The organism is Polaromonas sp. CT11-55, from assembly GCF_047303325.1.
In the GTDB taxonomy this organism is placed as follows: domain Bacteria; phylum Pseudomonadota; class Gammaproteobacteria; order Burkholderiales; family Burkholderiaceae_C; genus Polaromonas.
In genome coordinates, this window is the sequence record NZ_JBKBEX010000011.1 from 137,483 (window position 1) to 152,974 (window position 15,492).

The 15,492-nt window shown below is 65.5% G+C and carries 14 protein-coding genes; 7 read left to right on the forward strand and 7 right to left on the reverse strand.

The annotated features are described in order from the left end of the window. Window positions 1-3 precede the first annotated feature (3 nt). Window positions 4-900, reverse strand: a complete 897-nt coding sequence (locus tag ACEN8I_RS12755; protein WP_413328839.1) for a LysR substrate-binding domain-containing protein — start codon at window positions 898-900, stop codon at window positions 4-6. A 172-nt stretch (window positions 901-1,072) separates the two neighbouring features. Between ACEN8I_RS12755 and ACEN8I_RS12760 the strand changes: the two genes are divergently transcribed. From ACEN8I_RS12760 to ACEN8I_RS12770, 3 genes are all read left to right on the forward strand, one after another. After that, window positions 1,073-1,822, forward strand: a complete 750-nt coding sequence (locus tag ACEN8I_RS12760) for a glucose 1-dehydrogenase (protein ID WP_413328840.1) — start codon at window positions 1,073-1,075, stop codon at window positions 1,820-1,822. Between the two features lie 178 nt (window positions 1,823-2,000). Beyond that, window positions 2,001-2,900, forward strand: coding sequence for an SDR family oxidoreductase (locus ACEN8I_RS12765; protein WP_413328841.1), 900 nt, complete (start codon window positions 2,001-2,003; stop codon window positions 2,898-2,900). Window positions 2,901-3,177: 277 nt separating this feature from the next. Next, window positions 3,178-3,519: a DoxX family membrane protein gene (locus ACEN8I_RS12770; RefSeq protein ID WP_413328842.1), complete on the forward strand. Its 342-nt coding sequence runs from the start codon at window positions 3,178-3,180 to the stop codon at window positions 3,517-3,519. On the opposite strand, the gene ACEN8I_RS12775 is transcribed toward ACEN8I_RS12770, so the two are convergent. Further along, on the reverse strand, window positions 3,516-4,379 hold the full coding sequence (locus ACEN8I_RS12775; protein ID WP_413328843.1) for an AraC family transcriptional regulator: 864 nt from the start codon (window positions 4,377-4,379) through the stop codon (window positions 3,516-3,518). The two genes, ACEN8I_RS12770 and ACEN8I_RS12775, sit on opposite strands and share 4 nt — an antisense overlap. Before the next feature lie 170 nt (window positions 4,380-4,549). On the opposite strand from ACEN8I_RS12775, the gene ACEN8I_RS12780 reads away from it, so the two are divergent. Then, entirely contained in the window at window positions 4,550-5,098 is a 549-nt protein-coding gene (locus tag ACEN8I_RS12780; RefSeq protein WP_413328844.1) for a carboxymuconolactone decarboxylase family protein, read from the forward strand. A gap of 9 nt (window positions 5,099-5,107) precedes the next feature. Here the strand turns inward: ACEN8I_RS12780 and ACEN8I_RS12785 are convergent, their stop codons facing one another. Further along, complete coding sequence (locus ACEN8I_RS12785) at window positions 5,108-6,040, reverse strand: LysR family transcriptional regulator (RefSeq protein WP_413328845.1); 933 nt, start codon at window positions 6,038-6,040, stop codon at window positions 5,108-5,110. A gap of 134 nt (window positions 6,041-6,174) precedes the next feature. Between ACEN8I_RS12785 and ACEN8I_RS12790 the strand changes: the two genes are divergently transcribed. Next, window positions 6,175-7,185 (forward strand): aldo/keto reductase, encoded by a 1,011-nt coding sequence (locus ACEN8I_RS12790; RefSeq protein ID WP_413328846.1) that lies wholly within the window; start codon window positions 6,175-6,177, stop codon window positions 7,183-7,185. 5 nt (window positions 7,186-7,190) lie between these two features. Here ACEN8I_RS12790 and ACEN8I_RS12795 read toward each other — a convergent pair whose 3' ends face one another. Beyond that, window positions 7,191-8,384 carry a Fic family protein gene (locus ACEN8I_RS12795; protein ID WP_413328847.1) on the reverse strand — a complete coding sequence of 398 codons (1,194 nt, stop codon included), beginning with the start codon at window positions 8,382-8,384 and terminating at the stop codon, window positions 7,191-7,193. Between the two features lie 101 nt (window positions 8,385-8,485). After that, entirely contained in the window at window positions 8,486-9,463 is a 978-nt protein-coding gene (locus tag ACEN8I_RS12800; protein ID WP_413328848.1) for a GlxA family transcriptional regulator, read from the reverse strand. A 99-nt stretch (window positions 9,464-9,562) separates the two neighbouring features. On the opposite strand from ACEN8I_RS12800, the gene ACEN8I_RS12805 reads away from it, so the two are divergent. Further along, a complete protein-coding gene (locus tag ACEN8I_RS12805; protein WP_413328850.1) occupies window positions 9,563-10,561 on the forward strand; it encodes an SLAC1 anion channel family protein in 999 nt (332 codons plus the stop codon). A 7-nt stretch (window positions 10,562-10,568) separates the two neighbouring features. Here ACEN8I_RS12805 and ACEN8I_RS12810 read toward each other — a convergent pair whose 3' ends face one another. Continuing rightward, a complete protein-coding gene (locus tag ACEN8I_RS12810; RefSeq protein WP_413328851.1) occupies window positions 10,569-11,753 on the reverse strand; it encodes an NAD(P)/FAD-dependent oxidoreductase in 1,185 nt (394 codons plus the stop codon). Between the two features lie 216 nt (window positions 11,754-11,969). Here ACEN8I_RS12810 and ACEN8I_RS12815 point away from each other — a divergent pair, with 216 nt between their 5' ends. Continuing rightward, window positions 11,970-12,470 carry a hypothetical protein gene (locus ACEN8I_RS12815; RefSeq protein ID WP_413328852.1) on the forward strand — a complete coding sequence of 167 codons (501 nt, stop codon included), beginning with the start codon at window positions 11,970-11,972 and terminating at the stop codon, window positions 12,468-12,470. A gap of 103 nt (window positions 12,471-12,573) precedes the next feature. Here ACEN8I_RS12815 and ACEN8I_RS12820 read toward each other — a convergent pair whose 3' ends face one another. After that, window positions 12,574-15,324, reverse strand: coding sequence for a polysaccharide deacetylase family protein (locus ACEN8I_RS12820; protein WP_413328853.1), 2,751 nt, complete (start codon window positions 15,322-15,324; stop codon window positions 12,574-12,576). Between the last annotated feature and the right edge of the window lie 168 nt (window positions 15,325-15,492).

The window sequence follows — 15,492 nt, forward strand, 5'->3', positions numbered from 1 at the left end:
TTCTCAGCGCGCGTGGGCCATGACGTCGGCCACCCAATCTACGAACACCCGCACGCGCGGTGAGAGCTGCCGGTGGTGCGGATACAGCACAGACACCGGCATGGGTGCCGGCCTGAATTGCGCCAGCACTTCCACCAGCGCGCCCGCCTCCAGCTGCGCGGCCAGATGGTAGCGCGGCACCTGGATAAAACCCAGGTGCGCGGCGCAGCAGGCCTTGTAAGCGTCGGCGTCTGTCACCGCCACCGAGCCCTTGAGCTGCACTTGGCGCGGCTCGCCGTCCACGATGAAATCAAAAGGCAGCGCCTTGCCGGTGCGGCTGGATAAAAAATTCACCGCGCGGTGGCCGCGCAATGCCTCCAGCGTGTCGGGCTTGCCGTGTTTGGCGATGTATTCGCGGCTCGCGCAGGTGACCTGTTCAAGCAAGGCTACGCGCCGCCCTACCATGCTGGATTCGGCCAGCTCGCCCACGCGCAGCACACAGTCCACTCCCTCGCGCACCAGGTCCACCAGCCGGTCGCCCATGCCGATCTCAAGCTCGATGTCCGGGTAGCGCTCAAAAAAATCGCCGATCACCGGCAGCAAAAAATGCCTGGCCAGCGTGCCGTGCAAATCCACCCGCAGCTTGCCGCGCGGCTTGCTGCCCGTGTTGACAAACGCCGACTCGGCCTCTTCGAGGTCCGTTAACAGGCGCAGGCAACGCTCGTAATAGGCCGCGCCGTCCTGCGTGGGGCTCACATGCCGCGTCGTGCGGTGCAGGAGCCGCGCGCCCAGGCGTTTCTCCAGTTGCTGGACGGCGTGCGTGACGGTGGCGCGCGGCAGCAGCAGGTCGTCGGCGGCCTTGGTGAAACTGCCCAGCTCCACGATTCGCGTGAAGAGCTGCATCGAATGAAACCTATCCATTTTGTTGCAACCTGATTGTTGGCGTTAATTGAACAGTGATGGCAAGTTTACGGTATTTATAACCTGTAAATTGAATAAAACAATGGCGTCACTGGCTTACCAAAAGCGCAAACAAACCAGGCGCCGCGGGCAGTCAGAACAAACCAACCCTTATCAATTTCAGGAGTTCCAAATGACCGCTTCCGCATCCCCCCAAGTTGCCATCGTCACCGGCGCCTCGCGCGGCATAGGCGCGGCCGTCGCCCAGCGCCTTGCGCAAGAAGGCTACGCCGTCGTCGTCAACTACGCCGGCCAGGCCGGTGAAGCCCAGGCCGTGGTGCAGTCCATCACGGCCGCCGGTGGCAAAGCCGTCGCCGTGCAGGCCGATGTGGCCAGCCCTGCGGCTGTGAAGCAGCTGTTTGACGACAGCATCAAGGCCTTCGGCCGCGTCGACGTGCTCATCAACAACGCCGGCATCATGCCGCCCACGCTGCCGGCGCTGGCCGATACCGACGACGACACCTTTGACCGCCTCTTTGCCGTCAATGTCAAAGGCACGTTCAACACCCTGCGTGAAGCCGCAAAACGCCTGCAGTCCGGCGGCCGCATCGTCAATTTCTCGACCAGCGTGACCGGCCTGGCCCTGCCCGGCTACGCGGTCTATGGTGCCACCAAGAGCGCGGTGGAAACCTTCACCAACATCGTGGCCAAAGAGCTGCGCGGCAAAAACATCCGCATCAACGCCATCGCCCCCGGCCCCACGGCCACCGCCCTCTTCCTCAACGGCAAGACGCCCGAGACGGTGGAGCGCATGTCCAGGATGGCGCCGCTGGAACGCCTGGGTACGCCGGAGGACATCGCGAGTGCGGTCGCCTTCCTCGTGAGCGAGAACTCTGCGTGGGTGAACGGCCAAACCTTGCGCGCCAACGGAGGCGTGGTTTGAAAGGGCGGCAGCTTTCTACTGCGCGCCCCGATCTCAGGCCTGCGCTCCTCGCCGTACGGGTGTACGGCTCCGGTGCTCGACCTGACCTCGGGCCGCTCGCTACGAAATCTGCGCGCCCTTTCGCCAGTCCACAAACACCTTTTCAAAATTCCAATCCACCTTCAGAAAGACACACATCATGAAATCCGTCATCCTCGTCACCGGTGCAGGCACTGGCATCGGTCATCTCACCGCCCGTTCACTCGCACAAGCCGGCCACACGGTTTACGCCAGCATGCGCGACATCGAAGGCCGCAACGCGCCCAAAGTGCGCGAGCTGCGCGACTGGAGTTTTGCCAAAGGCTTCGATGTGCGCGCCGTTGAACTCGACGTGCTCTCGCAAGCTTCGGCCGACGCCGCCGTGGCGCACATCCTGGCCGAGCAGGGCCGCCTCGACGTCATCGTGCACAACGCCGGCCACCTGGTCGTCGGCCCTGCCGAGGCCTACACGCCCGAAGAAATCATCAGGGTGCTGGACACCAACTTCCTGGGTAGCCAGCGCGTGAACCGCGCCGTGTTGCCGGTCATGCGCAAGGCGGAAGCGGGCCTGGTGCTGTGGGTCAGCAGCAGCACGGTGCGCGGCGGCTTCCCGCCCTTCCTCGGCCCCTATGCCGCTGCCAAGGCCGCGATGGATTCGATGGCGGTCACGATGTCCTACGAGCTCGCCCGCTTCGGCATCGAGACCTCCATCGTCGTGCCCGGCGCCTTCACCAAAGGCACGGACCATTTTCCCAGCGCAGGCAAGCCTGCTGATGACGTGGTCGCAGCCGCCTACGCCCGCTACGACGGCGTGATGGACAAAGTCGGCGAGCGCCTCTCGGCCCTCAGCCCCGCGCACGCCGACCCGCAGGCCGTGGCCGACGACATCACCCGCATCGTGGGCCTGCCCGCCGGCACGCGGCCCTTCCGCTCGGTGATCGACTTCATCGACGACGGCGCCGGTGAAGTCACGGTGGTGGCCGAACGTGTGCGCGAGGAATTCGCCCAGCGCATAGGCATCGCCGACATGCTCAAGCCTGCAGTGCGCCGGGCCACTTGAGCGTTCGCCTCTTACTCCCTCTCCCTCTGGGAGAGGGCAGGGGCTGAGCGCTGCGGCTCCGGATGCGCCTGCGCGCATCTGGACAGCGTGAAGAAGCCCAGGCTCTGACTGGGCTGCGGTCTGCAAGACAGGGCCAGCGGCTCCACAAGCACAGACGGCTCAAACATCAAGCGCCGCCGGCCCTCATCCCCACCTTCTCCCAGAGGGAGAAGGAGTAAATCCACATCCAAGCATCCGGCGTCCGACTCTTTATCCCATCCTCTTCAGAAAGCACACCATGAACCCCGCTCTCATCATGGCCTTGGCCCGCGCGCTGATGACCCTGGCCTTCATAGGCCCCGGTGCCTCACACTTCCTCGATTCGGCAAAGCAGCGCAACTACATGGGCGCCGCCATCGGCGCGGTCGAAGTCGCCGCCGGCCTGGCGCTCGCCTTCGGTTGGCAGGTGCGCTGGTTCGCGCTCGCCGCTGCGGCTTTTCTCGTGGTCGATGCTTTCATCGCGCACGGCTTCTGGGCCGCCACGCCGCAAGCGCTGCGCAACCAGGTCCTGCATTTCTTCAAGAACCTCGCGCTGGCCGGCGGCTTTGTGCTGCTGGCCTTGATGCCGCAAGGCCGCTAGGAAATCGCCTTGGCCCCTTTGGCCCAGTCACGCGGCGAGACCCCCGTTTTCTGCACAAACAGGCGCGACAGCGCCGAAGCATTCGCATAACCGAGCCGCGCGGCAATGGCTTTGAGGGAGTGGCCGCCGCGCAATTCGGCCTGGGCAATCGCCAGCCGCCAGGTCGCGAGGTAGTCCGCCGGCGTTTGCCCGACCTTCTGCTTGAACTGCAGCGCGAAGGCGCTGCGCGACATGCCGGCGGCTTGCGCCAGGCGCTCCAGGCTCCAGGCCTCACCGGGCTTTTCATGCACCGCGGCCAGCGCGCGCGCCAGGCGCGGTTCGGCCAAGCCGGCCAGCAGGCCCTCGGGCGTGCCGCCATCCGGCGGGTGATCCAGCAACCAGCGCAGCAACTGCAGCAGCAACACCTCGAACAGCCTGTCAGCCAGCAGGCGCTGGCCGCAGCGCACCTGCTGCGTTTCGGCGAACAGCAGGGCCAGCGTGTGCTCCAGCCCCTGCACGCGCGCCAGCGGCAGCACCACCAGCGCCGGCAAGGCGCGCGCCAGCGGGTGGCCGGCGCCGCCGTCAAAAGCCAGCGTCGCGCAGGTGAAGTCGGCGCCTTCCACCGGGGCGTTGTGAAAGTCATGCGCCAAAGGCCTTGGGTAAAACACCAGGCTGGGCTCGTTCACCTCCACGCGGCGCGGCGCGCCTGTGCCCGCGCGGTGTGTGACCACCATGGTCCCGCGCCGCATCACATGCAAAAACCCCAGCCCGGCCTCGGGCGTGAAATGCGTGACGCCGCACAGCGGCCCGTTGTGGAACATGTGGGCCCGCACACGAAAGCGGTCCATCAGCGCGGAAAGCCGATCCAGTCCTTGAGTCATTGGAAAGCTTGTGTTGGGAATGTCTGGACGATAAGGATGATTTGATGGATGGATTGATCCAATCCGTCCCGATTGTGACGGGAAACTGCATCCCGTGCAGCGAGGGGCTTCAAGCCCCTGGCCGCACGAAATGTTCAGTTCTCCCTTTCAACTTTCCAAGGACTTCCGCCATGTCACGCATCCCATTGATAGACCGCAGCGCCACCACCGCCGAGCGCAAAGCCCTGCTCGACCAGGTCCAACAGGCTTTCGGCGCCACGCCGAATATGTTCAAGGCCGTTGCCAATTCGCCGGCCGCGCTCCAAAGCATGTGGGGCGCCTTCGGTGCCCTGGGTGGCGGCGTGATTGACGCCAAACTCGGCGAGCAGATTGCCGTTGCAGTGGCCGACCGCAACGCCTGCGAATACTGCCTGGCCGCCCACACCGCGCTGGGCCGCAAGGCCGGCGTCAGCGCCGAAGGCCTGGCCGCCGCGCAGCGCGGTGAATCCGCCGACCCGGCCACCGCCGCGGCGCTCGCTTTCGCGCTCAAGCTCGTGAACGAGCGCGGCAATGTGTCCGAGGCCGACGTGCAGGCTGTTCGCAAGGCCGGCTTCAGCGATGAGCAGGTGGTCGAGATCCTCGCGCACGTGGCGCTCAACCTCTTCACCAACTACGTCAATGTGGCGTTTGCGGTGCCCGTCGATTTCGCGCCCGTCAAGCTGAGCCGCGCGGCCGCCTGACGCAAGCCGCTACTGCGGATACAGCGTCGCCCCGGCCGCGAACTCCGCCTTGAACACCTCCGCCACCCAGTCGGCAAAGGCCCTGACCTTGGCCGTCAGGTGGCGGTTGCGCGGGTACATCACCACCATGGGCAGGTCTTCGGGTTGCCAGTCGGGCAGCACGCGCACCAGCGCGCCGCTTTCCAGCAGCGCGCAGGTGCGCCGCGTCAGCGGCGGCTGCGCCAGGCCCAGGCCGACCAGCACCGCGCCCATGTGGCTGTCGGCGTCGTTGCAGGTCACCCAGTGCGGGCGGTTGATTTGCCGCAGCTCGCCGTCCTTTGAAAACTCGAACGGAAAAATCTTGCCGGTCTTGGCCGAATGGAAGTTCACGAAGCGGTGCTGCTCCAGGTCTTCCAGGGTTTTCGGCGTGCCGTACAGCGCCAGGTAGGCAGGCGCCGCACAAGTCACCACCTTGAACCGGCCCAGCGGCCGCGCCACCAGGGTCTCGTCGTGCAGCAGGCCGCCGCGTATCACACAGTCCACGCCCTCGGCCACCAGGTCCACCGGCCTGTCGCTGCTGCCCAGCTCCAGCACCATGTCCGGGTAGCGCTTGAAAAATTCCGGCAACGCCGGCGAGATCACATGCCGGCCCACGGCGGCCGGCACATCCACACGCAGCCGCCCGGCCGGCGTGGCCACCGCGCGGCGCAGCGTGCCTTCGAGCTCGCCCATGTCCTGCAGCATGGCCAGCGCGCGCTGGTGGTACAGCGCGCCGTCGTCCGTCAGGCTCAGCCGCCGCGTGGTGCGGTTCAGCAGCCGCACGCCCAAGTGGGCCTCGAGTTCCTGCACCGTCGTCGTCACGCGCGCCTTGGGCATGTGCAGCGCCGTGGCCGCCGCGGTAAAGCTGCCCAGTTCGACCACGCGGTTAAACACTTCCATCGCTTTATAGCGGTCAACACTCATGAATCCAACCTTATTGTTCTTGAATTGGGTAACAGTTATTTTGATGAATGGCAGTTTATTCCGGTAATTGAAATCAATACAGTCCTTCTACCGAACATCCATTCACTGACTCCGAATTCACCGAAAGGCTCCCCATGAACACCACCACCCTTGCCCAAACCCGTTTGGGCGCTAAAGGCCCGCAATCTGTTTCCACCATCGGCTTGGGCGCCATGGGCATGTCCGCCATGTACGGCGCGGCCGATGAAGCACAAAGCATCGCCACGATTCACGCCGCGCTCGACGCCGGCATCAACTTGATAGACACCGGCGACTTCTACGGCATGGGCCACAACGAAATGTTGTTGGGCCGCGCACTCAAAGGCCGGCGCGACGAGGCGCTGGTCTCCGTCAAGTTCGGCGCGATGCGCGACCCCAGCGCCGGCTGGACAGGCATGGACGGCCGGCCCGCCGCCGTCAAAAACTTCCTGGCCTACAGCCTGCAGCGCCTGGGCACCGACCACATCGACATCTACCGCATTGCGCGGCTGGACCCGAATGTGCCGATTGAAGACACCATAGGCGCCATCGCCGACATGATCAAAGCCGGGTTTGTGCGCCACATAGGGCTGAGCGAAGTCGGCGTCGACACCATCCAAAAAGCCCACGCCGTGCACCCGATCACGGACCTGCAGATCGAGTACTCGCTCATCAGCCGCGGGCCCGAGGCCGAGATCTTTCCCGTGCTCAAGCAGCTCGGCATAGGCGTCACGGCCTACGGTGTGCTCTCACGCGGCCTGCTGTCGGGCTCCAGGCCGACAGGGCCCAATGACTTCCGCGCCCACCTGCCGCGCTTTACCGGCGACAACGCCGCCAAAAACCAGCAGCTCGTCGACGTGCTGCAGCAACTCGCCGCCGGCCTGGGCGCCACGGCCTCGCAAGTGGCGATTGCCTGGGTGCTCGCGCGCGGCAAGGCCCTGGGCGTGGACATGGTGGCGCTGGTCGGCTCGCGCACCTTGAAGCAACTGGATGAATCGCTGGGCGCCTTGAAGCTCACGCTGGGCACCGAAGACCTCCAGCGCATTGAAGCCGCCCTGCCGGCCGATGCCGTGGCCGGCACGCGGTATGGGGCTGACCAGATGGCGCATTTGGACAGCGAGAAATAAAGCGATCAGGTAGGCGCTTTTCCCTGATTCCAGCCTTCCACATTGACGGCGTAGCGCGTTGCCTTGCCAACGCCGGTCACCATGAGCAAGCCGTGCTGCAGCAGCTCTGTGAGGTCGCGGCTTGCCGTCGCTTTGGAGGTGCCTGTGATCTTGCTGTATTTGTCGGTCGTCATGCCGCCCAGGAAGCCGCCGTCGCCGGCTTCCAGCAGGCGAGTCAACACCTTGCTTTGCCGTTCATTCAGGGAAAAACCAGAGGCGCGCAGACGGAATGCCGTTTTTTGCAGCGCCTGTGTCACCACGGCCTGCGACCTGAGGCAGCAGGCCGTGAAGGCGTGCACAAACCATTGGACCCAGGGCGTGGCGTCCAGGCCGCCGCGCTGCGCCTGGTTCAACGCGTCGTAGTACGCCGTCCTTGATTCGAACATCTGCCGCGAGAGCCCGAACAGGCGCGCGGATGAGCCGATGTCCTGTGCGATCGCCATGTCGACGATCGCCCGGCCGACCCGGCCGTTGCCGTCTTCAAACGGGTGTATCGACTCGAACCACAAATGCGCGATGGCCGCGCGGGCGATGCCGTTGATGGACGGAGCGGCGGGCTGGGCCGCTGTGCGCTGCGCGGGACGCGTCTCTTCAAACCAGGCCAGGAACAACTGCATCTGCGCCGCGACGTCGCCGGATGCCGGCGCGATGTAGTGCACCACTTCCCGGCCTAGCGGGCCGCTCACGATTTGCATTTCGTCCGCATGGTCGCGGTAGCGCCCCACGGCGACTCGCCGCAGGCCCGATGTGCCTGTGGGAAACAGGGCTGCCTGCCAGCGGCACAAACGGTCTTCATCCAGCACCGATTGGTAGCCGTCCGTCGCGTCCTGCATCAGCTCTATCAAACCATCCACGTGGCGGTCATGCGTGGGCAGGTCCGCCAGGCCCAGCCGGCGGCACACGGAAGACCGCACTGCGTCCAGGTTCAGTTTTTCGCCTTCAATGGCCGCCGTGGCCATGGCCTCCTGAACCCACAACTCACTGGTGATCGCCTGCGCATCCGCCAAGCCGATGGCTTGCATTTGTCCCAGCAGCCGGCCTTGCTCCAGGCGCGCCAGATTCAGGTCGTGCTCAAGAGCACTGGCGTTAAACACCAGCGCCGGCCAGCCCGCGCGTTGCCATATATAGACTGGCTCGGGAAACGAGGTTTGGGAGGACATGAGCCGTATTTTAGCAAATTCGAATCAAAAAATGAGGCGTATTTGCCAAAATACGCCTCATCCTGGTCTTTTTCCTCCGCGAACCAGCTGTCTGGCTCCTCTCAAGCCGCCCCCTGTCCCGTAAAACGCTTGCGATAGTCATTCGGGCTCACGCCCAGCCGCCGCGTGAAGGCGCGCCGAAAGCCGTCGGCATTGGCATAACCCAGCGAATCGGCCAGCTTCTTGATCGGCACCTCGGACGCCTCCACCTGCCGCCGCGCTTCGTCTATGCGCGCCGCCTCCACAAAGCTGGCCGGCGTCAGCCCGGTGGCCGCGCGGAACACGCGCGCGAAGTTGCGCTCGCTCATCGCGGCGCGCCGGCACAGCGCCGGCACCGAGAGGTCCTCGCCCAGGTGCGCCAGTACGTAGTCCTGGATTTCGCGCACCACCGACTTGTCGGCAGTCTGCGCTGCCAGGTGGGCGCTGAACTGCGATTGCCCGCCCGGCCGCTTGAGGAACATCACCATCTTGCGCGCCACCTTCAGGGCAATGTCGCGCCCGTGGTCTTCCTCGACCAGGTGCAGCGCCAGGTCCATGCCCGCCGTCACGCCGGCCGAGGTGTAGGTGTTGCCGTCCCTCACATAAATCGCGTCGGCTTCTACCCGCAGCGCGGGAAAGCATGCGGCCAGCCGGTCCGTTGAATTCCAGTGCGTGGCCACGCGCTTGCCGTCCAGCAGGCCCGCCTCCGCCAGCAAAAACGCGCCCGTGCAGACCGAACCCAGGCGCCGCACCGTGCGCGCCTGCCGCACCAGCCAGGCGCTGATCTCCGGCTTGCCGGTCAGCTCCTCGGCCAGCGGGCTGCCCGCCACCAGCAAAGTGTCCATGCGGCCGCGGTAGGTCTGGATGGTGCTGTCCACCGCCATGCGCATGCCGTTGCTGCCCTTGATTTCGCCGGCTTGCGTGCCTATCAGCCGCAGCCGGTAGGCGCGCGGGTCGTTCAGCTGCTGCGCGGCTTCGGCAAATACGTCCGCCGGCCCGATCACGTCCAGCAGCTGGACACGCGGCACGGCAAGTATGCAAACCTGGCGGGTGGCGGACATGGGGGCCTCTTTGGCTGGATTCGCCGTATGCGCGGCGTTGAATTCAAGGCAGCTTAGCCGAAAATTACCTGAACGACAAATTCAGCCAAAGACACTTCCATGAACACCCTCATCGCCCCCACCGCCGCCGGCCCGGCTTTCGCCACCGGCGCCTATTCCATACGCCAGCTGCCCATCAACCTCTACGGCGCCGTCATGGGCCTGGTCGGCATGGCCCTGGCCTGGCGGCTCGCGGTACCGGCCTTTGGCGCGCCTGTTATGGTCGGCGAGGCCATGGGCTTTTTCGCGCTGGCCGTTTTCGTTGCGCACTCTGCCGCCTACCTCGCCAAGCTCGCGCTGCACCCGGCCGCCGTGCGCGAGGAATTCAGCGACCCGGTCTGCGGCAACTTCTTCGGCCAGCTCGCCATCTCGCTGCTGCTGCTGTCCTCGGTGCTCATGCCTTACGGCGAAGTGTTCGCGCAGGCGCTGTGGACGGTGGGCGTGGCCGTCACCCTGGCGCTGGCCTGGCTGGTCGGCAGCCGCCTGCTCAAGGGCAAGCTGGCCCCCGGCCACATGCTGCCGGTGTGGATCATCCCCGGCGTCGGCGTGCTCGACATAGGCGTCACCGGCGGCCACATGCCCATGGCCTGGGTCGCTGAAATCAACCTGCTGGCCATGGCCGTCGGCGCCATGCTCGCGCTGGTGCTGTGGACGCTGATCATCCACCGCCTGGCCCATGGCGACCCCTTGCCCGCGCGCATGCGGCCCTCGCTGATGATTTTGATGGCGCCCTTTGCCGTCGGCTTCCTGGCCTGGGTCCATGTCTTCGGCCAGGTCGACCGCTTCGCGGGCGCGCTGTTTTATTTCGGCTTGTTTGTGTTTGCCGTGGTTGCGCCCAAGGTGTTTCGCCGTGACGTGCCCTTCTCGCCGGGCTCCTGGGCCGTGAGCTTCCCCATGGCTGCGCTGGCCAGCGCCGCCATCGTCTATGCCCAGGCCCAGGGCGGCGCGTTGCTCCACGGGCTGGCCGGCCTGCTGCTGGGGGTGCTGACGCTGGTGCTGGCGGTGCTCACCGTGCGCACCCTGCACTGGGTGTTCAGCGGCAAGCTGTTTGCGGTTTGAAGCTGCCTCAGATCACGTTCTTCTCGATCAAGGCTTCACCGTTTACCAGCCGCCCGGCCGCCAGCGGCGACAAATCCAGGCTGGTGTAAGCGCCCTCGCTGATCCACTCCGCCAGGCCCCGCCCCACGGCCGGTGACTGCTGCAGGCCGTGGCCGCTAAAGCCATTGGCCAGCAGCAAATTCGGCAGCAGCGGGTGCGGCCCCAGCAGCGCGTTGTGGTCCAGCGTGTTGTATTCGTAGTAGCCGGCCCAGGCGCGCTGCAGGCGCAGCGCCTCAAAACCCGGCACGCGGTGCGCCAGCGTCAGCCAGGCCTGGTCGAAGAGTTCGTGGTCTACCTCAAGCGGCGCGTCGTTGTCGTCATTGCCCTCGGCGGGCGGCAGGCCGCAGATCCAGATATCGCCCTCGGGCCGGAACCACAGGCCGCTGGTGTCTATCACCAGCGGGCAGCCCGGCGTCTTTGCGGGGCTGGCAAACGCATAGACACAGCGCCTGCGCCCATACACCGGCAAGTCCAGCCCCGTGCCTGCCATCAGCGGCCGCGCCCAGGCGCCCGCCGCGTTCACCGCCCAGTCGCAGGGCAGCTGCGCGCCGCCTTGCAGCGCCACCGCCGTCACGCGGCCCGCGCTGTGCACAAAGCCCGTAGCCTCGGCCTTCACATACTGCACGCCAAGGCTGCGCGCCTTTTGTTTAAAAGCCATCAGCAGGCCGTAGCCGTCAAACCAGCCTTCGCCGGAGAGACCCAAGGAACCCAGCGCGAGGTCGTCCACATTGAGCCACGGAAAGCGCTGCCGCAATTGCGCGGGCTCCAGCAGCGCGACCTCCACGCCCATGGCGCGCTGCGTCGCATGGTTCTCGCGCAAGGTGGGCGCGCCGGCATCGGTTGCCAGATAAAGATAGCCGCGTTCGGCCAGGCCGATCTCGGGCACGCTGCCGTCAACGGCCAGGTGCTGGTGAATGTTGCGCAGAAATTCAATGCCGAACTGCGAGACCGCGATGTTCACCGGCTGCGAGAACTGCTGGCGTATCGAGCTGGCCGACAGCGCCGACGAGGCCTGCGCATAAGTCGGGTCGCGCTCGATCACCGTGACCTCGCCGCTAAAGCGCGGATGGCTTGCAAGAAAGTAGGCGATCGCGCTGCCGATCACGCCGCCGCCCGCGATGACGATTTTTTGTGGAGGTGTTGTGTTGCGCATGCCGTTCGCTTTTGTCCTGCAGTCTCGATGCGCCACATCCTACATGGCGGGCATGCCGCGCACGCATTTGTCGCCGCACAGCGACAAAAGAGGTAAACCGCAAGCCCTCAAGTGCAACGTTGTGTGTGCTGGGTCAACAGCGCGCGCAGCCATGCCGTTGAACACGAGGCTACGTGATATCAACGATTCAACCTTCCATATCCAAAGGACTCTCTCATGAACAAACTGCTCGCTACCCTGATCGCCACCTTGTTCGTTGGCATCGCTTCCGCACAAACCCCTGCACCCACCGCACCGGCTGCTTCGGCCCCTACCAAAGCTGAAGTCAAGGCGGAAGCCAAGGCCGACAAAGCCGTCGCCGGCGCCGTGAAGAGCGAAGCCAAGGTCGACGCCAAGGCAGACGCCAAGGTCGCCAAGGCCCAAGCCGCAGCCGCCGCAAAAACCGCCAAGGCCGATGCCAAGGCTGCCAAGGTGAAAGCCAAGGCCGAAGCCAAAGCTGCCAAGGCTGACGCTGACGACCAGGCCAAGGCCAACGCCAAAGCTGAAAAGACCGGCATCAAGGCCGACGCCAAAGCCGCTTCCACCAAGGTTGACGCCAACGCCAAGGTCGACTCGCTGAAAGTGGAAACCGGCGCCGACAAGGCCAAGGCCAAGCTCGACACCAACGCTGTCAAGGCCGAAGCCAAGACCGACGTGAAAGCCGCCGCAAGCAAGTAATTGACATTGCGCAAAGTGAGTCGCTGATCAATGGATCGGTGACCCGCAAAAAAAAGGGGGCAGGTTTTAACACCTGCCCCCTTTTTTCTTGGGTGCCAGCACCTCAGCTTTTTTCCAGCTCCTGCTTCGCATGGCCCGCGCCCGGCCCCGTGGGTGCCAGCTCCAGGTAAGCGCGAAAGGCTTTTTTCGCCTTCTCGCCATCGCCAGCCTTCGCATGGGCATCGCCCAGGTTCAGGTAGGCAATCGCGCGCGAAGGGTCCATCTTCACCGTGTTCTCAAACCAGCGCGCTGCTTCCTTGAACTTGTCCTGCTTGAAGTAGACAAAGCCCAGGTTGTTCGCGGCCAGCGCGAAGTCCGGCCGCAGCTTCAGCGCCTCGGTGAACTGCGCCTCCGCTTCGGCATAATTTTTTTCCTTGTAGAGCTGCAGGCCGCGGTCGTTGGCGCGCTGCGCCAGTTGGCGCGCCGAGCTCGGCACGGCCAGCGGCGTGACGATCTTCTGCTCGCCGCCCTGCAAATCCTTCACCACCACCGTGGCCGAGACCGGCAGCGCGGCGGGGCTGTCGGCAGCGGCGGGCGCGGCAGCCGTGGCCGGCGCCGGCGGCCGTGTCGCATCCAGCTTGCTGTTCAGCGCGATCGCGTCCACCGACAGCTGGCTGGTCTGCGCGCTCAAAAATTCTGCCTCCACCGGCAGCGCGAACACAAAGTCGCCGCCCTCCGAACCTGGCAGGCTGCCGAAGGCCGGCGTCTGGCGCGACACCGCCGACACCGCGGGTGCCACATAGGCGGCCAGCTCGGTCGCGGTGATCAGGCCGTCGCCGTTGAGGTCGGCTTTGCCGGCCATGGCCTGCAGCAGCGTCCAGGTAAACACCGAATGCCCGTTGGGCCCGCCGTCGGCCACCAGCTGGTCGGCGCCGCCGGCCGTCAGCATCTGCCGGCCCAGGCGCTTGGCGTTGTCCCGCAAAAAGTTGCCGGTGCCCGCGCCGCGCGTCAGCCCCAGGCCGCTGTAGCAGGCGTCCATCACAAACAGCACATGCTTGGCCGTCACGCTTTCGGCGATGTTCTGCAGCTCCGTCATCGGCACCGCGTCGGTCGCGAGCTTGTTCGGGTCCGAATCGGCCGGGATGATGTAACCCAGGTCGCGGCCCGACGTCAGCTGGCGCGTCGCGCCGTGGCCGGCGAAGAACACAAACAGCCTGTCGTTCTTTTTCATGCCGCTGCGTGCCAGCTTGTCGTTAAAGGCCGCGAGTATGCCGGCCCGCGTCGCTTCGCGGTTTTCCAGCGACAGCACATGCTCGGCGCTGAAGCCGAAGCGCTGCACCAGCGTCTCGCGAATCGCCCGCGCGTCGCGCACCGCGTACTGCAGCTTGGGCCAGTGGGCATAGTCGTCGATGCCTATCACCACGGCCCATGAATCGCTATAGCCCGGGTTGGCCGCCACAGGCGCCGGTGCCGCCGCCGCGCCCTTGGCAACGCTGAAGCCGTTGCCGTCCCAGTTCGCGAACTGGTAGCCCTCGGCCACCAGCCGGTCCAGGATGGCCGGCAAGGCTTTGACCGTGCGCTCGTGGATGTCGTGGAACAGGATGATGCCGTGGCCTTCCTTCTCCACGGTGCGCAGCACCCGCTCCACAATCGAGCTGGGCACCGGGTCGGCCCAGTCCAGCGAATCGATGTTCCACATCACCGAGCGCAGCTGCGCGCCCGACAGCAGGTCCAGGCCCTCGTCATTGCGCGCGCCGTAGGGAAAGCGAAACAGCGGCGAGCGCCGCGCATCCACCGCCTTGAGCAGCTCGTCGGTGCCCATCACTTCAGACTTGAGTCCGTCGCCCTTGAGCTTGGAAAGCTGCGCATGCGTCATGCTGTGGTTGGCCAGGGTGTGGCCCGCCTCCAGCAGCTTGCGGCTCACCTCGGCGCGCGGCCCGAGTTTGGTCTTGCCGTCGGCCCCCACCGTGCCCAGGTTGCTGCCCACCTGGAAGAAGATGGCCGGCGCGCCATACTGCTTGAGGATGGCCGCGATCTCCGCCGTGTACACGCCATGCGGGCCGTCGTCGAAAGTCAGCACCACCGTCTTGGGCGGCAGGCTGTAGCCGAAGACCTCGCCCTCTTCCTCGCCCTTGGCCTTGCGCGTGGGCGCCTTGGGCGCCGGGTAGGGCATCACCACGCCGAAGTCTTTCAGGATCTGCGCGCGCGTGTACAGCTTCTTGAGGCTGGCCACATAGTCTTCCCAGCGTTCGCGTTTCAATTCAATCGCGCGCGGCTCAAAGCGGCCGAAGACCAGGCGTATTTCCTTTTCGTAATTGCGCTCTATTTCCTGCAGCGCGTCCAGGTCCTCGCCTATGCGCTTGTGCAGCTTGATGGCCGGCAGCGATGAATCGGCCGCCACCGCGGCCTGCAGGCTGCGCAGCAGCTCGCGAAAGGCCAGCCGGTCCGCGTCGAACAGGGACTTGTCGCTCTCGATGTAGTCCAGCAGCCCGGCCATCGCGTCAAAGCGCTGCGCGTTCCCCGAGGCCGCCAGCGCCGCCATCTGCGCCTCCAGCGCGGCCACACGTTCGCGGTTTTCATGGAACAGGCCCTGGCCCACCTGGTTGGCCATGGCGCGCTCGTTCACGCCCAGGGTTTTCTCATCGGCAAACAGCACAATGATCTTGCGGTAGCCGGCCAGCACCTCCTGCATGCCCGCGAGGATTTTGCTGGTGTCCGGCGGCGCGGTGACCGCGGTCGCCACGGCGGCGGCCGCCGCCTTGTCCTGCTTGCCGCGCCAGGCCCGGCTGTCCACGCTGATCAGCACGGCCGTCGCCACCGCCAGCAGCAGCACGGCCCCCGCGGCCCCCAGGGCCAGTTTGGTGTTTCTTTTCATCTTGGTTTTTGTGTTGTGGCCGGCCCGACCGACCGGGTCCTGCTTCACTTGCCCTCCGGCGCACCGCAGGCCTGGCCTGTGGCAGTGCGCCCCCTCTGCGGTGGATCATAGCTTTGCGCGACATGGCGCATCGCCATGGCCGGTGGCATCATCCCCCCATGCCCGCCC

Excerpts from the sequence above, each read along its gene's own strand:
- ACEN8I_RS12800 (WP_413328848.1), bottom strand. The coding sequence starts at position 9,463 with ATGTCCGCCACCCGCCAGGTTTGCATACTTGCCGTGCCGCGTGTCCAG.
- ACEN8I_RS12755 (WP_413328839.1), bottom strand. The coding sequence starts at position 900 with ATGGATAGGTTTCATTCGATGCAGCTCTTCACGCGAATCGTGGAGCTG.
- ACEN8I_RS12785 (WP_413328845.1), bottom strand. The coding sequence starts at position 6,040 with ATGAGTGTTGACCGCTATAAAGCGATGGAAGTGTTTAACCGCGTGGTC.
- ACEN8I_RS12815 (WP_413328852.1), top strand. The coding sequence starts at position 11,970 with ATGAACAAACTGCTCGCTACCCTGATCGCCACCTTGTTCGTTGGCATC.
- ACEN8I_RS12820 (WP_413328853.1), bottom strand. The coding sequence starts at position 15,324 with ATGAAAAGAAACACCAAACTGGCCCTGGGGGCCGCGGGGGCCGTGCTG.
- ACEN8I_RS12810 (WP_413328851.1), bottom strand. The coding sequence starts at position 11,753 with ATGCGCAACACAACACCTCCACAAAAAATCGTCATCGCGGGCGGCGGC.
- ACEN8I_RS12795 (WP_413328847.1), bottom strand. The coding sequence starts at position 8,384 with ATGTCCTCCCAAACCTCGTTTCCCGAGCCAGTCTATATATGGCAACGC.
- ACEN8I_RS12775 (WP_413328843.1), bottom strand. The coding sequence starts at position 4,379 with ATGACTCAAGGACTGGATCGGCTTTCCGCGCTGATGGACCGCTTTCGT.
- ACEN8I_RS12765 (WP_413328841.1), top strand. The coding sequence starts at position 2,001 with ATGAAATCCGTCATCCTCGTCACCGGTGCAGGCACTGGCATCGGTCAT.
- ACEN8I_RS12790 (WP_413328846.1), top strand. The coding sequence starts at position 6,175 with ATGAACACCACCACCCTTGCCCAAACCCGTTTGGGCGCTAAAGGCCCG.
- ACEN8I_RS12770 (WP_413328842.1), top strand. The coding sequence starts at position 3,178 with ATGAACCCCGCTCTCATCATGGCCTTGGCCCGCGCGCTGATGACCCTG.
- ACEN8I_RS12760 (WP_413328840.1), top strand. The coding sequence starts at position 1,073 with ATGACCGCTTCCGCATCCCCCCAAGTTGCCATCGTCACCGGCGCCTCG.
- ACEN8I_RS12805 (WP_413328850.1), top strand. The coding sequence starts at position 9,563 with ATGAACACCCTCATCGCCCCCACCGCCGCCGGCCCGGCTTTCGCCACC.
- ACEN8I_RS12780 (WP_413328844.1), top strand. The coding sequence starts at position 4,550 with ATGTCACGCATCCCATTGATAGACCGCAGCGCCACCACCGCCGAGCGC.